Below are 14,504 nucleotides of genomic sequence, written 5' to 3'. Positions count from 1 at the left end.
AGGAGACACTAACAATGAGTCAAGCGATCGAAGTCAAGGTGCCGGACATCGGCGATTACAAGGACATTCCTGTGATCGAGGTGCTGGTGAAGGCGGGTGACACCGTCGAAAAAGAGCAATCGCTCGTTACGCTGGAATCCGACAAGGCGACCATGGACGTGCCGAGCTCGGCCGCCGGCGTCGTCAAGGAAGTGAAGGTCAAGGTCGGCGACAACGTGTCGGAAGGTTCGCTGATCGTCGTGCTGGAAGGTGCGGAAGGTGGCGCGGCTGCGCCGGCTCCGGCGCCTGCTGCCGCACCGGCTCCGTCGGCGGCACCTTCGGCCACGCCTGCTGCTGCGCCGGCACCCTCACCCGCGGCGAGCGGCGGCGGTCTGCAGGAAGTCAAAGTGCCGGATATCGGCGACTACAAAGACATTCCCGTGATCGAAGTCGCGGTGAAGGTCGGCGATCGCGTCGAGAAAGAGCAGTCGCTGGTCACGCTCGAATCCGATAAGGCGACCATGGACGTGCCGAGCTCGGCCGCCGGCGTCGTCAAGGAAGTGAAGGTCAAGGTAGGCGATACCGTGTCGGAAGGCTCGGTGATCGTGGTCGTGGAAGCCGAAGGCGGCGCGGCCGCGGCTCCTGCTCCGGCTCCGAAGCAAGCGGTCGAGAAGCCGTCCGATGCGCCGGCTGCGCCGTCGCCGGCTCCGGCGGCTCCCTCGGCGCTCGCTCAGGCACCGGTGATTCCAGCTGGCGAAGGCGGTGCGCGGCACGCGAGTCATGCGTCGCCGTCCGTGCGTAAATTCGCGCGCGAGCTCGGTGTCGATGTGACGCAGGTGCAGGGCACGGGTCCGAAGAACCGTATCACGCAAGCCGACGTGACCGCCTTCATCAAGGGCGTCATGACCGGTCAGCGTGCTGCGCCGGCTGGTGCGGCTGCACCGGCGGCCGCGGGCGGTGGCGGCGAGTTGAACCTGCTGCCGTGGCCGAAGGTGGACTTCACGAAGTTCGGTCCGGTCGATCCGAAGCCGCTCTCGCGCATCAAGAAGATTTCGGGCGCGAATCTGCATCGCAACTGGGTCATGATTCCGCACGTCACGAATAACGACGAAGCGGATATCACCGAGCTCGAAGCATTGCGCGTGCAGTTGAACAAGGAAAACGAAAAGTCGGGTGTGAAGATCACCATGCTGGCTTTCGTGATCAAGGCTGTGGTGTCGGCTTTGAAGCAGTTCCCGACGTTCAATGCCAGCCTCGATGGCGATAACCTGGTGTTCAAGCAGTACTTCCATATCGGGTTCGCGGCTGATACGCCGAACGGTCTGGTCGTTCCTGTCATTCGCGATGCGGATAAGAAGGGTTTGATCGATATCGCCAAGGAAATGGCCGAGCTGTCGAAGGCTGCGCGTGACGGCAAGCTGAAGCCGGATCAGATGCAAGGCGGGTGCTTCTCGATTTCCTCTTTGGGTGGCATTGGTGGCACGAACTTCACGCCGATTATCAATGCGCCTGAAGTGGCCATTCTTGGTCTGTCGCGTGGTGCGATGAAGCCGGTTTGGGATGGTAAGCAGTTTGTGCCGCGTTTGATCCTGCCGCTTTCTTTGTCGTATGACCATCGTGTGATTGATGGTGCCGCGGCGGCCAGGTTCAATGCGTATCTTGGGGCGCTTCTTGCCGATTTCCGGCGTGTGATTCTTTGATCGTGTAGTTGCGTGGGCGCGGGTTCTTTCTGTTTCTGTTATCCGCGTCTCTTTGTGGAACCTGATTGCTTGTCGGTCTATTAGGGTCGCCCCTGTGCGGGGCGGCACCTACTTTTCTTTGTCTTCCAAAGAAAAGTAGGCAAAAGAAAGGCGCGTCCTTGGGCGGACAGCAAAGGATGATTCTGTTCGCCGCGTTGCCAGCTTGTAGGCTGCTTTCTTTCGGTTCTTCCTTCATCACGATCAATACGAGAAGGGGACACTAATGAGTCTCGTCGAAGTAAAAGTGCCGGATATCGGTGACTTCAAAGACGTCGATGTCATCGAAGTCAATATCAAAGCGGGCGATGTCATCGAGAACGAACAGGCTCTCATGACGCTCGAGTCCGATAAGGCCTCCATCGAAGTGCCGAGCGATGCCGCCGGCACAGTCAAGGAAGTTCGCGTCAAAGCCGGCGATAAAGTCTCGCAAGGCACGGTGATCGCGCTCGTCGAAACATCGGCGGACGCAGCGCCCGCGAAAGACGCGCCGAAGGCTCCAGCCAAGGAACCCGAGAAGGCGCCCGCTCAAGCGGACGCCAAACCGCAAGCCGCGCAAGCGGCGGCTCCGGCCAAGGCTGCCGCGCCTGCTCCGCAGGCGGGTAGCTTCTCCGGCAACGCGGATATCGAGTGCGACATGCTCGTGCTCGGTTCGGGTCCCGGCGGCTATTCGGCGGCGTTCCGGTCGGCCGACCTGGGTATGAAGACAGTGCTGGTCGAGCGTTACTCGACGCTCGGCGGCGTGTGTCTGAACGTCGGCTGTATTCCGTCGAAAGCGTTGTTGCACACGGCGCTCGTGATCGACGAGGCCGAAGCGCTCGGCTCGCACGGCATCACGTTCGGCAAGCCGCAAATCGATCTCGACAAGCTGCGCGACTTCAAGTCGGGCGTCGTCAAGAAGCTCACCGGCGGTCTCGCCGGCATGGCGAAAATGCGCAAGGTCGAAGTGGTCACGGGCACGGGCTCGTTCGTCGATCCGCATCATATGGAAGTGCAGGTCGAGGGCGGCAAGAAGGTCGTCAAGTTCAAGCAGGCGATCATCGCCGCGGGCTCGGAAGCGGTGAAGCTGCCGTTCATTCCGGAAGATCCGCGTGTGGTCGATTCGACCGGCGCGCTCGAACTGCGCCAGATTCCGCAACGCATGCTGGTGATCGGTGGCGGCATTATCGGCCTGGAAATGGCGACGGTGTATGCCACGCTCGGCGCGCAGATCGACGTGGTCGAAATGCTCGACGGTCTGATGGCCGGCGCGGACCGCGATCTGGTCAAGGTCTGGGAGAAGTACAACAGCAAGCGTTTCGCCAACGTCATGCTGAAGACGAAGACCACCGCAGCCGAAGCGAAAGACGACGGCATCTATGTGTCGTTCGAAGGCGAGAAGGCGCCGGCGGAAGCGCAGCGTTATGACCTGGTGCTGGTTGCCGTCGGCCGTTCGCCGAACGGCAAGAAGATCGGCGCGGACAAGGCCGGCGTCGCGGTGACGGATCGCGGCTTCATCGACGTGGACAAGCAGATGCGCACGAATGTGCCGCACATCTTCGCGATCGGCGATATCGTCGGTCAGCCGATGCTCGCGCATAAGGCCGTGCATGAAGCTCACGTCGCCGCCGAAGTCGCACACGGCGAGAAGGCGTACTTCGACGCGCTGCAGATTCCGTCGGTGGCTTACACCGATCCGGAAGTGGCGTGGGCCGGCAAGACGGAAGACCAGTTGAAGGCCGAGGGCATCAAGTACGGCAAGGCGGTGTTCCCGTGGGCCGCGTCGGGCCGCGCGATCGCCAACGGCCGCGACGAAGGCTTCACGAAGCTGCTGTTCGACGAGGAAACGCATCGCGTGATCGGCGGCGGGATTGTCGGTCTGAATGCGGGCGACCTGATCAGCGAAGTGTGTCTCGCGGTCGAGATGGGTGCGGACGCAACGGATATCGGTAAGACGATTCACCCGCATCCGACGCTCGGCGAATCGATCGGCATGGCCGCCGAGTTGTACGAAGGTGTCTGTACCGACCTGCCGCCGCAGAAAAAGAAGTAGCGCGATTCGGTCTGCCTGCACTCGTGCAGGCGGGCTCGATGAAGCAAAAAAACGGCGCGCCCTTTGCGGGGCGCGCCGTTTTTTCTTTGGGCAGCGGAGTAGGGCGGTTGCCGTCGGGACGACGGTCTCATCAACACATGCTGAACGATTCACGCGACGGCGAGAAAGCGTCGCATAAAAAAATCCCGGCCTTTCGCCGGGCAAACGATACGCTATTCAACGTATCGGAGCGTTCGGCCAGTTGACACCGTGTCAACGGCAACGGCACTACGCTGTTGCTTGCGGTAACGCCGGCACAGCGTTCAAGCTGTGCCGGCGTTGGGTGATGCTTGAAACTGAAACTTAGACTGCCTTCTTGGCCGAGCGCGATGCTTGTGCGGCGGCTTGCGAAGCTGCCTTCGATGCGGCCGTTGCAGCTGCATTGAAGTTGCTTTCAGCGATTTCGACAGCTTGCTTGGTGGCCTTGTGGACCGTGTCGTACGTGGTGTTGGCAGCCGTGATAGCCGACTTCAGGACGGCGACAGCGGTTTCCGAACCAGCCGGTGCATTCTTTGCGACGTTCTCGACGAGCGATTGGACCTTGCGGTTTTGCTCTTCGAATTGCGCTTCCGCGACGCGGGTGAATTCACCTTGCGTTGCCGAAACGATTTCGTACACATGACGGCCGTACGACAGCGCCTTTTCAGCCACCGGCTGTGCAAGGCTTGCTTGCAGTGCCAGCAATTCTTGCGCGTCCTTGACCGACAGGGCGCGTTGGGCATTTTCCTGGCTTTCCGCGAGCGTCGACTTCACGACTTGCAGGTTCAGCTCAACCAGCTTTTCGACGCCTTCAAATGCTTTGGTCGTCAGGCCGAACAACGTTTCAAAGTTGGCTTTCTGGGCTGCGGCGAATTGCTCAGGGGTCAGCAGAGTCATGGTTTACGCTCCTGGATTGCGGTCTGTCTGTGCGGACCGCATTGGTGAATGGTGAGATACATTGGTGCATCCCGCCGGACCGCGATGAATTGTGCATCGCAGCAATGATTGCTATTTTAGGATGGCTGCAAGGAATGTCAAGTGCTTTTTGTGCGTCGCACAATATTAAGAAACTACTGATAAAACATAGCGTTATGCGATCGGCATGACATCTTCATGACGCAGGTCAACTTAATCGCCGCACCGCACTGGTGCTCAATCATGCTGTATTTATTACGAAATGGTAAGGTCTATCTGACCGGCGGGTGCATGCCAACGCGGGGCGGCTAACAGCCGGCACTTGTTAAAAAAGCTCTCGATGGCCGTTCCGGTGTAAACCGAAAAGTGTCACGGAACGTTAATGCTAGATGCTGGTCGAATGCGCGTTGGCGGTCTGCAGCAGGCGTTTAACAACCGCGCTGTTCGACTCCGGCCCGGTTGGTCCGGCGGTTTTTGACCGCACGTGCTCTACCGTATTTCCCCTGATCAAGGTTGCCTCGAAATTGCCGTTATGCTGGAAGAATCACCTCGATTGCGGCATAGGGCGGCAGCGGCGAGGCGTAACGCGCCGGCGATCGTTTTTTTCGATCGATGCGCGGCACTTATTCGTGTTTTTGCGATCGGAGCTTACAAGCCGGTTTAAGGAGCGCGTATAAGTGCTTCAAATTGCTAATTTTTCGTTGTTTTACTACACTTGCGGAAACCTCTCGCCGCTCCCTACCGAACACCCATGAAAACCGACATGTTTTCGTCGCTAAAAGTGATCCACGGCGCGGCCCGCAGCACCGCGCTGTCGGTGGCCGTCTCCATGGTCATCGCAGCGGCGTTTGCCACGCCCGTGAGCGCTTTTGCCGCCACGCCCGCTGCAACTGCAAAAACTTCCAAACACGCCAAAGCGGCCAAAAAGCCGGCTGCCGAGTCTGATACCAAGACCAAGGTGTCGAGCAAGGCCTCGAAAGCGAACAAAGGCGCGGCTGCAAAGACCGTAGCCGCCGCTGACGACGACGCGCCGCGCGCGGGCGTCAAGCGCAAGCGCGTCACGTACACGTCGAACGGCCGTCATCACTCGGTGGTGCGCCGCATCGCGTACGAACCGCGTCAACCGAGCGTCGGTCAGGCTTTCGGTCTGCACGAAACGCCGGACGCTCTCATGCTGCGCTCGAGCGTCGCCTACGTGATCGATCAGAACTCGGGCGAATCGCTGTTCGACAAGAACTCGCGCGCCGTGGTGCCGATCGCGTCGATCACCAAGCTGATGACCGCAATGGTGGTGCTGGACTCGAAAGAGGCCATGACCGACCAGATCGAAGTCACGGACGAAGACCGGGATTACGAAAAGAACACCGGCTCGCGTTTGTCGGTGGGCTCGGTGCTGTCGCGTGAAGATATGCTGCACATCGCGCTGATGGCGTCGGAAAATCGCGCGGCCGCGGCGCTGTCGCGCTATTTCCCGGGCGGCCGTCCGGCATTTCTCGCGGCTATGAACGCGAAGGCCAGGCAACTTGGCATGACCGACACGCACTTTGAAAACCCCACGGGCTTGACGAGCCAGAACGTGTCGAGCGCACGCGATCTCGTGAAGATGGTCAACGCGGCGTACCAGTATCCGTTGATCCGCAAGTTCTCGACCGATCACAGCTACGAGGTGTACACCGGCAAGCGCTCGCTCGCGTACAACAGCACGAATGCGCTGGTGCGCAATCCGACGTGGGACATTGGTCTGCAGAAGACCGGCTTCATCAACGAAGCGGGTGAGTGCCTCGTGATGCAGGCGACTATTCACGGCCGCCCGATGATCATGGTGCTGCTCGACTCGTCGGGTAAATACTCGCGTTTCGCCGACGCCACACGTCTGCGCACGTGGTTGGATAACGGCGGCGGCGAGCCGCGCATTACCAGCGCGGACGCCGGCGGTCCGGGTACCTGAAGCGTTTGTTCAGTGGCCGGCTTCCGACCGGCCGCATGAAAGCAAAAAGCCTCGCATTTTTTGCGAGGCTTTTTGTTTTGAGCGGAAGAGGCGAAGTGCCGGCTTACGCGTGATGGCTATGCGAATGGTCTTGCGAGGGTTGCGGCCGGTAGCCGAGCGACTCCGAGATCATCAACGCGGTCTGGCTAAGCTGGCCAATCCAGGCGTCTTGCAGGCGATCCGCCGGCGCCGACAGCGATAGACCGGCGACCAGCTTGCCAGTGTCGTCGTAAATGCCGGCGGCGATGCAGCGCACGCCTAGTTCCAGTTCTTCGTTGTCTCGCGCGCACGCCTGCTGGCGCACGTGCGACAACTCGCGCTCCAGTTTGGTCAGGTCGGTGATGCTGTTCTGCGTGTGGCCCGACAAACCAGTGCGGGTGGCGTAGGCTCGCACGCGGGTGGATTCGTCGGCGGCGAGGAATAGCTTGCCCACCGAGGTCAGATGCAACGGCGCCCGTCCGCCAATCGCCCGCACCACTTGCATGCCGGATCGCTCGGAATACGCGCGCTCGATATAGACGATCTCGTCGCCCTGACGCACCGACAGATTCACCGTCTGGCCCGTCTGACGATGCAATTCGCGCATCGGCGTGAGCGCCGCGTCGCGCACCGACAGGCGCGCCTTCACCAGATTGCCCAGTTCGAGCAGGCGCATGCCGAGACGGTAAGTGCCGGGATCCGACCGGTCGACCAGCCGGCACATCACCATATCGTTCAGGATGCGGTGCGCGGTGGACGGATGCAGCTCCGTGCGGATGGCGAGTTCTTTCAGGCTGACCGGGTCGCTATGCGCAGCGAGTGCGTCGAGCAAGCGCATCATGCGTTCGATCACCTGGATCGAAGTTTTGGGATCCGGGTTCGTATCGCTCATGGGAGGAATCGGTTGACGCGTCAAACAGCGGAAATTGATTGTATCCCGTATTGTGAAAAGATGGAAAGCGGTTGGAACGCCTATTCCAAATCAGGCCGCTTTCGTCGTATGCCTTCCGGCCGTTGGTATTGTGCGGCAAACAGCGGATAATCAGGCACGTTTTCCCGAAGGAGGGCTCATGCGAGTCGGATTGTTCGTTACCTGCCTGATCGACCTGATGCGTCCCGAGATCGGTTTTTCGGTCATCAAGTTGATCGAAGGCGCCGGATTCGAGGTGATGGTGCCGCCCGCGCAAACCTGTTGCGGGCAACCGGCGTACAACTCGGGGGAGCGGCGCATCGCGCGCGATCTGGCCGAGAAGACCCTGCGCGAGTTCGAGCAGTTCGATTACGTCGTGGTCCCGTCCGGTTCGTGCGGTGGCATGATCCGCGCGCATTACGGCGACCTCTTCGCCGACGACCCCGAACTGATGAACCGCTTCGGCCGGCTGCGCGCCAAGGTGTTCGAGCTGACCGATTTCCTTGTCAACGTGGCCAAGGTGCAATTGCAGCCGGGCGAGTTCGCGGGACAGGTCACGTATCACGACTCCTGCTCCGGGCTGCGTGAGCTCGGCGTGAAGGCGCAGCCGCGCGCCTTGCTGGCGCAGGTCGGCGTGACGGTGAACGAGATGAAGGATTGCGAGCATTGTTGCGGCTTCGGCGGCACGTTCGCGGTCAAGTACGGCGATATCTCCACGGCGATCGTCGACGAAAAGTGCGCGAATATTCGGGCGAGCGGCACTGGCACGGTGGTGCTGGGCGACCTCGGCTGCATGCTGAATATTGAAGGCCGTCTGCGGCGCACCGGCGACGCCACCACGCGCGTGCTGCACATCGCGCAGGTGCTGGCCGGCGACGTATAACGCGGGCGGCTACACGTGCACCGTCTTCATCCAGATATGCGCGCTTGACTCGCGTCCGCTCGCGCTTCGTTCGTATTGCCTGATTACGCCCAAGGCCGCCATGCAAGTCCAATCGATGCAATTCAAGGCACGCGCCGGTCAGAAACTCGCCGACCAGCGTCTGCAGCAGAATCTCACCAAGCTATCGACCAAGTTCGTGTCGGCCCGCGCCACGGCCATGACCGCGATCGATTTCCCCGCCACGCGCGCCGCGCTGAAGGAGCGTCGCAATCGCGCGCTGGGAAATCTCGACGTGTGGCTGGAAAGCTTCGAGCGCGAAGCGGCCCGGCGCGGCGTGACGGTGCTGTTCGCGGAGACGACCCAGGAGGCCGCGCGGCTGGTCGGCGACATTGCGCGCCGGCACGAGGTGAAGAAGGTGATCAAGACCAAGTCGATGGTCACCGAAGAAATGCGCCTGAATGAAGTGCTCGGGCAGATGGGCGTGCAATCCATCGAAACCGATCTGGGCGAGTACATTCTGCAGATCAACGATAACGAGCCGCCCAGCCACATCATCGCGCCGGTCGTCCATAAAGATAAGGACGAGATCGCCGACCTGTTTGCGAAGACTCACAACCGGCCACGCCTGACCGAAATCACTGACATGACGCGCGAAGCCCGCGAGATGCTGCGTCCGCATTTCATGACCGCTGACATGGGCGTGACAGGCGGCAATTTCGTGGTGGCGGAAACGGGCTCGGTCGTGCTGGTCACGAACGAGGGCAACGAGGGCATGTGCACCGTGATGCCACGCGTGCATGTGGCGGTGACGGGCATCGAGAAAGTGCTGCCAACACTCGAAGATCTGGCTACGGCGATGCGTCTCCTGCCGCGCTCGGCGACCGGGCAGACCACCTCGAACTATTTTTCCCTGTTGACGGGGCCGCGCGGCGAGGGCGACCAGGACGGTCCCGAGCATATGTACGTGGTGCTTGTCGACGGCGGGCGCACGGGGCTGATCGGCGGCGACTTCCAGGACATGCTGAGGTGCATCCGCTGCGGCGCGTGCATGAACCATTGCCCGGTGTATCAGAAGGTGGGCGGGCATGCTTACGGCTGGGTGTATCCCGGCCCGATGGGTTCAGTGTTGACGCCGAGCTATGTCGGCATCGACAAAGCGCTGGATTTGCCCCAGGCCGCGACCTTGTGCGGCGAGTGCAATAGCGTGTGCCCGGTGGGCATTCCGCTATCCGACCTGTTGCGAAAGCTTCGCGAGAAGCAGGTGGAGCGGCGTCTGCGGCCGTGGAAAGAGCGCATGGGACTCGCCGTGTGGGGTTTTCTGGCGCTGCATCCGGACGCTTACGCGCTTTTCACCAAGCTGGCTGTGCGTGTGCTGGAACGCATGGGCGGGAGAAACCGGTCGATCGCCAAGCTGCCGCTGGGCGGCGCGGGCTGGACCAATACGCGGGATATGCCCGCTCCGGTCGGCCGAACGTTCAGGGAGTTGTACGCGGCGCAGCGCAGTCATATTGGCTGAGTAAGCGTTGATGGGCCGACATTGCTGTCGTCTGTTTCTATTCGCTCGGCATTAGGCGAGCCGGTGGTTCCGGTATCGCGCTGTCTCGTCTCGCGTCGAAGCGCAATGCCGTCTATGTGATATCGCCGGGGCCACCCGCATGTTGTCGCCGCAAAAATCAGAGCGCGGTGCGCCTGCGCATCAGCGCATGCGTACCGCGCGACAACCAAGCGGTTCGTCCAGATCAGTGGTCCGTCATCTGGCCCGACTGGCGACCCGGCACCCCTCGCACGGGTGCGCCGTTATTGCCGTTGCCGTGACCGCCTCCGCCACCGGCCTGCTGCTGCGGGGGGGGCGGTGGCGGCGGGCTGCCCGCCCCCGGTCGAGGCGCATTCGATCCGCTCGGTCCGCGCGGGCCACCGACAGCACCCTGCGGCGGCGGTCCGCCGTGTGATCCGCCGTTCGGCTGACCGTGCCAGCCGCCGTTGTCGCCGTGATTGCCGTTGTTTCCATAATTGCCGTTGTTCGGCCGACCCCGGTCGGGATAACCGCCGTAGCCGGGTCCCGGTCCGTAATAGCGGCCCGGCCCGTTGTTGTAGTAGCCGGGGCCGTAGTAGTCGCTATAGCCGATGTATACGTTGGTTTGCGGCACGACCGGCACACCGGGGGCGTAGCCATCGTAATTGTCATAGCCGCTATAGCCGCCGCCGTAGCCATTGCTATACATGGGCGTGCCGTCCGGATAGACCGCGCAGCCGCCCAGCAGGGTGGTGACAGCGAGGCAGGCGAGTGGTGCAAAACCAAAGCGTTTCATGTGATCGACCGATGCGGGATTTTGTTTCTGTAAGACCGCTATTATCGCCATCCGTCGCAAGAGCTTTGTATGTGTTTGTAAGGATTTATTTTCTGTGCCATGACCCGTGTGGAACGTCGTGCGCACCGAAACGTGAATTCACTGTTCCATCCAGAGCAACGCTCTATGTCGCGCCAGTGGGTTTTTCCCGATTGTGAATTTCTATAAGATTTCGACTGGGCATAGTGGTTAACGAACTCAACTGCCCCAATCGGAAGAATCGACATCATGAAAAAGACAATATCGGTGTACTGGCCCCTCGCCATCGTTTTGCCGCTTGCTGCGGCTGCTTATCTGCATATTTGTGGCAACGCCGCGTCGCGCGTCCCGCAAGCTCCGCTCGCCGCCGACCAGCTGACGGCCGAACTCGCGCGTGCCGTTTCGTACGGAATGATCGACGACGCCTCGACGTTGCCGGCCAAACCGATGCGCGCCGCCACGGCGATGCCGGTGGCGGAAGCGTCGTAAGCACGGGGTCGAGCGTGACCACAATCGGCCGTTGTACCCACTGCCACGCTGGCGACAGCCGCGCCCCGGCTCCCGGCGAGATTCCGGCCAGCTTTGTATAATCGCGGCAACATTTATTAACAGTCTGCCTGCGGGCCTCACGCGCCCGAAAAAGCCCTCGATGAAAACCGTATCCATCTGCTTTGTCTGCCTCGGGAACATCTGTCGTTCGCCGACCGCGGAAGGTGTGATGCGTCATCTGGTCGGCGAGGCGAAGCTCGCGGAACGCATTGTGATCGACTCCGCTGGAACGGGTGACTGGCACATCGGCGAGCCGCCGGACGAGCGCGCGCAGCAGGCGGCCGGCCGGCGCGGCTATGAGCTCGCCGACTTGCGCGGCCGTCAGATCGCCGCGGCGGATTTCGACCGCTTCGATCTGCTGATCGCCATGGACGACAAAAATATCGTCGCGTTGCGTCAGATATGCCCGCCGCAGCAACGCGACAAGATTCGTCTGCTGATGGAATTTGTGCCCGAAGGGGACGCCCGCTGGAGCGGCGCCCGCGAAGTCGTCGATCCGTATTTCGGCGGCGTGGAAGGTTTCGAGCAAGTGCTGGATCAATGTGAAGTTGCCTGCCGCGGCCTCATCGCGGCGCTGCGTCCCCAATTGCTTCCATAGAGTTCGGCGAGAGCGCGCGCCGGGCTTATTCAGCAATTAAGCAAATGACCCAAATCGCGGTAGGGATACTTGACTAAATCGCTCATGTATTTATACTTGACAAAACTTGTCGAGAATTGCGGTTCCCACACCATATGAGACTCACCACGAAAGGCCGTTTCGCCGTCACGGCGATGATTGACCTGGCACTGCGCCAGGAGCAGGGCCCGGTGACGCTTGCGGGTATCAGCCAGCGCCAACACATCTCCCTGTCGTACCTCGAGCAGTTGTTTGGCAAGCTGCGTCGTCATGAAATCGTCGAGTCCGTGCGCGGACCGGGCGGCGGCTACAATCTGGCCCGCCGCGCTGAAGACGTGACGGTGGCCGACATCATCATCGCGGTCGACGAGCCGCTCGACGCCACCCAATGCGGCGGCAAGGGCTCGTGCGAGGGCACCAAACAGCACGACGGCCACTGCATGACGCACGAGCTGTGGTCCACGCTGAACCAGAAAATGGTCGAGTACCTCGATTCGGTGTCCCTGAAGGATCTGGTCGATCAGCAGCGCTCGCGGGAAGGCGCGCCGGCCGTGATACGCGACAGGCGCAACGAAGCGCCGGCGGTCGAACCCGTCCGCGTGGCGCCGAAAGGGCCAAATTCAGTTTTCAACATGGCCGGTTCCTAGGCGCGGTATCGAGCAGTCACCGCAGCCTGATAAGAAACCCAGAAGCCAGAGCACATGACGTCCCCGGAGCAATTGATGAATAACGACACTCTCCATCTGCCCATCTACATGGACTACAGCGCGACGACGCCGATCGATCCGCGCGTGGTGGACAAGATGATTCCGTATCTGCGCGAGCAGTTCGGCAATCCCGCATCGCGCAGCCACTCGTATGGCTGGGCGGCGGAGCGCGCAGTCGAAGAAGCGCGTGAGAATGTCGCCGCGCTGGTGAACGCCGATCCGCGCGAAATCATCTGGACCTCGGGTGCCACGGAGTCGGACAACCTGGCCATCAAGGGCGCCGCGCACTTCTACAAGAGCAAGGGCAAGCACATCGTCACGGTGAAGACCGAGCACAAGGCCGTGCTCGACACCTGCCGTGAACTCGAGCGCGAAGGCTTCGAAGTCACGTATCTGGACGTCAAGGACGACGGCCTGATCGACCTTGAAAAATTCAAGGCGGCACTGCGCCCGGACACGATTCTGGTGTCGGTCATGTCGGTGAACAACGAGATCGGCGTGATCCAGGACATCGAGGCGATCGGCGAGATCACGCGTGAAAAGGGCATCATTTTCCACGTCGACGCGGCGCAAGCCACCGGCAAGATCGAAATCGACCTGCAAAAGCTGAAGGTCGACCTGATGTCGTTCTCGGCGCACAAGACCTACGGTCCGAAGGGCATCGGCGCGCTGTACGTGCGTCGCAAGCCGCGTATCCGTATCGAAGCGCAGATGCACGGCGGCGGTCACGAGCGCGGCATGCGTTCGGGCACACTGGCCACGCATCAGATCGTCGGCATGGGCGAAGCGTTCCGTCTCGCGCGCGAAGAAATGGCGACGGAGAACGAACGCATCCGCATGCTGCGCGATCGTCTGCTGCGCGGCCTGTCGCAAATGGAAGAAGTGTATGTGAACGGCGACATGGAAAAGCGTGTGCCGCACAACCTGAATATCAGCTTCAATTTCGTCGAAGGCGAATCGCTGATCATGGCGGTCAAGGATGTAGCGGTGTCGTCGGGCTCGGCCTGTACGTCGGCTTCGCTGGAACCGTCGTATGTGTTGCGCGCGCTCGGCCGTAACGACGAGCTGGCGCATAGCTCGATCCGCTTCACGGTGGGCCGCTTCACGACCGAACAGGACGTCGACTACGTGATCAACCTGCTGAAGACCAAGATTTCGAAGCTGCGCGATTTGTCGCCGCTGTGGGAAATGCATAAGGACGGGATCGATATTTCGACCATCCAGTGGGCAGCGCACTGACGCGCCGTTTGGACAACGTCGAATTTATCGAATTGCTAACTGCACGAATTGCAGGTTGAAACGAATCAAGGAGTGTCATCATGGCTTATAGCGACAAGGTTCTGGACCACTACGAAAACCCGCGCAACGTCGGTTCCTTCGCGAAAGACGACGATGCAGTCGGCACCGGCATGGTCGGCGCACCGGCGTGCGGCGACGTGATGAAGCTGCAGATCCGCGTGGGCGCGGACGGCATCATCGAAGACGCGAAGTTCAAGACGTATGGCTGCGGTTCGGCGATTGCATCGAGCTCGCTCGTCACCGAATGGGTGAAGGGCAAGACACTCGATCAAGCCATGTCGATCAAGAACACGCAGATCGCCGAAGAACTGGCGCTGCCGCCGGTGAAGATCCACTGCTCGATCCTCGCGGAAGACGCGATCAAGGCAGCGGTCGCCGACTACAAGCAACGCCACGGTGAAGCGGTCGTCGCGGACGAAAAGCAGCACGCTTGATCAAGCGGCGGTTGCGGCGCGGTTTCAGGTAAATCGAAACGGACGACGGCGCGAATTAACGCCAGCCGTCCGGCACGAACGATATTTGACGCAGGCAGGGTAGCAGCGCGTGAGCAGGTAGAGGTATGACCGG

At 61.0% G+C, this 14,504-nt stretch carries 14 protein-coding genes; 11 read left to right on the top strand and 3 right to left on the bottom strand.

Going from position 1 to position 14,504, the window contains the following annotated elements; all coding sequences use genetic code 11:
- The first annotated feature begins 14 nt into the window (after window positions 1–14).
- The 3 genes from aceF (at window position 15) to B0G81_RS17910 (ending at window position 3,992) form a co-directional block, all read left to right on the top strand.
- Window positions 15–1,679 carry a dihydrolipoyllysine-residue acetyltransferase gene (aceF, locus tag B0G81_RS17925; protein WP_134137842.1) on the top strand — a complete coding sequence of 555 codons (1,665 nt, stop codon included), beginning with the start codon at window positions 15–17 and terminating at the stop codon, window positions 1,677–1,679.
- Between the two features lie 262 nt (window positions 1,680–1,941).
- Window positions 1,942–3,747, top strand: coding sequence for a dihydrolipoyl dehydrogenase (lpdA, locus tag B0G81_RS17915; RefSeq protein ID WP_134137841.1), 1,806 nt, complete (start codon window positions 1,942–1,944; stop codon window positions 3,745–3,747).
- A 38-nt stretch (window positions 3,748–3,785) separates the two neighbouring features.
- Window positions 3,786–3,992 (top strand): hypothetical protein, encoded by a 207-nt coding sequence (locus B0G81_RS17910; protein ID WP_134137840.1) that lies wholly within the window; start codon window positions 3,786–3,788, stop codon window positions 3,990–3,992.
- Window positions 3,993–4,089: 97 nt separating this feature from the next.
- Here the strand turns inward: B0G81_RS17910 and B0G81_RS17905 are convergent, their stop codons facing one another.
- Window positions 4,090–4,662, bottom strand: coding sequence for a phasin family protein (locus tag B0G81_RS17905; RefSeq protein WP_012433576.1), 573 nt, complete (start codon window positions 4,660–4,662; stop codon window positions 4,090–4,092).
- 769 nt (window positions 4,663–5,431) lie between these two features.
- Here B0G81_RS17905 and pbpG point away from each other — a divergent pair.
- Window positions 5,432–6,628 carry a D-alanyl-D-alanine endopeptidase gene (gene pbpG, locus B0G81_RS17900; RefSeq protein ID WP_134137839.1) on the top strand — a complete coding sequence of 399 codons (1,197 nt, stop codon included), beginning with the start codon at window positions 5,432–5,434 and terminating at the stop codon, window positions 6,626–6,628.
- A gap of 103 nt (window positions 6,629–6,731) precedes the next feature.
- Here the strand turns inward: pbpG and B0G81_RS17895 are convergent, their stop codons facing one another.
- On the bottom strand, window positions 6,732–7,538 hold the full coding sequence (locus B0G81_RS17895; protein WP_134137838.1) for an IclR family transcriptional regulator: 807 nt from the start codon (window positions 7,536–7,538) through the stop codon (window positions 6,732–6,734).
- Between the two features lie 178 nt (window positions 7,539–7,716).
- On the opposite strand from B0G81_RS17895, the gene B0G81_RS17890 reads away from it, so the two are divergent.
- Window positions 7,717–8,439 (top strand): (Fe-S)-binding protein, encoded by a 723-nt coding sequence (locus tag B0G81_RS17890; protein WP_134137837.1) that lies wholly within the window; start codon window positions 7,717–7,719, stop codon window positions 8,437–8,439.
- Window positions 8,440–8,539: 100 nt separating this feature from the next.
- Complete coding sequence (locus B0G81_RS17885; RefSeq protein ID WP_134137836.1) at window positions 8,540–9,955, top strand: lactate utilization protein B; 1,416 nt, start codon at window positions 8,540–8,542, stop codon at window positions 9,953–9,955.
- A 223-nt stretch (window positions 9,956–10,178) separates the two neighbouring features.
- Here B0G81_RS17885 and B0G81_RS17880 read toward each other — a convergent pair whose 3' ends face one another.
- The gene (locus B0G81_RS17880; protein ID WP_134137835.1) at window positions 10,179–10,748 is read right to left on the bottom strand and encodes a hypothetical protein; all 570 of its coding nucleotides are present in this window, start codon (window positions 10,746–10,748) and stop codon (window positions 10,179–10,181) included.
- A 267-nt stretch (window positions 10,749–11,015) separates the two neighbouring features.
- Between B0G81_RS17880 and B0G81_RS17875 the strand changes: the two genes are divergently transcribed.
- The 5 genes from B0G81_RS17875 (at window position 11,016) to iscU (ending at window position 14,371) form a co-directional block, all read left to right on the top strand.
- Window positions 11,016–11,255 (top strand): hypothetical protein, encoded by a 240-nt coding sequence (locus B0G81_RS17875; RefSeq protein WP_134137834.1) that lies wholly within the window; start codon window positions 11,016–11,018, stop codon window positions 11,253–11,255.
- A 160-nt stretch (window positions 11,256–11,415) separates the two neighbouring features.
- A complete protein-coding gene (locus B0G81_RS17870; RefSeq protein ID WP_134137833.1) occupies window positions 11,416–11,913 on the top strand; it encodes a low molecular weight protein-tyrosine-phosphatase in 498 nt (165 codons plus the stop codon).
- A gap of 134 nt (window positions 11,914–12,047) precedes the next feature.
- Window positions 12,048–12,578: a Fe-S cluster assembly transcriptional regulator IscR gene (gene iscR, locus B0G81_RS17865; protein WP_012433568.1), complete on the top strand. Its 531-nt coding sequence runs from the start codon at window positions 12,048–12,050 to the stop codon at window positions 12,576–12,578.
- A gap of 75 nt (window positions 12,579–12,653) precedes the next feature.
- A complete protein-coding gene (locus B0G81_RS17860; protein ID WP_106279439.1) occupies window positions 12,654–13,877 on the top strand; it encodes an IscS subfamily cysteine desulfurase in 1,224 nt (407 codons plus the stop codon).
- 80 nt (window positions 13,878–13,957) lie between these two features.
- Window positions 13,958–14,371 (top strand): Fe-S cluster assembly scaffold IscU, encoded by a 414-nt coding sequence (iscU, locus tag B0G81_RS17855; protein ID WP_007181285.1) that lies wholly within the window; start codon window positions 13,958–13,960, stop codon window positions 14,369–14,371.
- Window positions 14,372–14,504 lie beyond the last annotated feature (133 nt).

Origin of the sequence: Paraburkholderia sp. BL6665CI2N2, from assembly GCF_004366535.1 — a bacterium.
In the GTDB taxonomy this organism is placed as follows: Bacteria; Pseudomonadota; Gammaproteobacteria; order Burkholderiales; family Burkholderiaceae; genus Paraburkholderia.
Note: the sequence above shows the minus strand (reverse complement) of the source record. Positions and strands in the feature narration are given on the sequence as shown.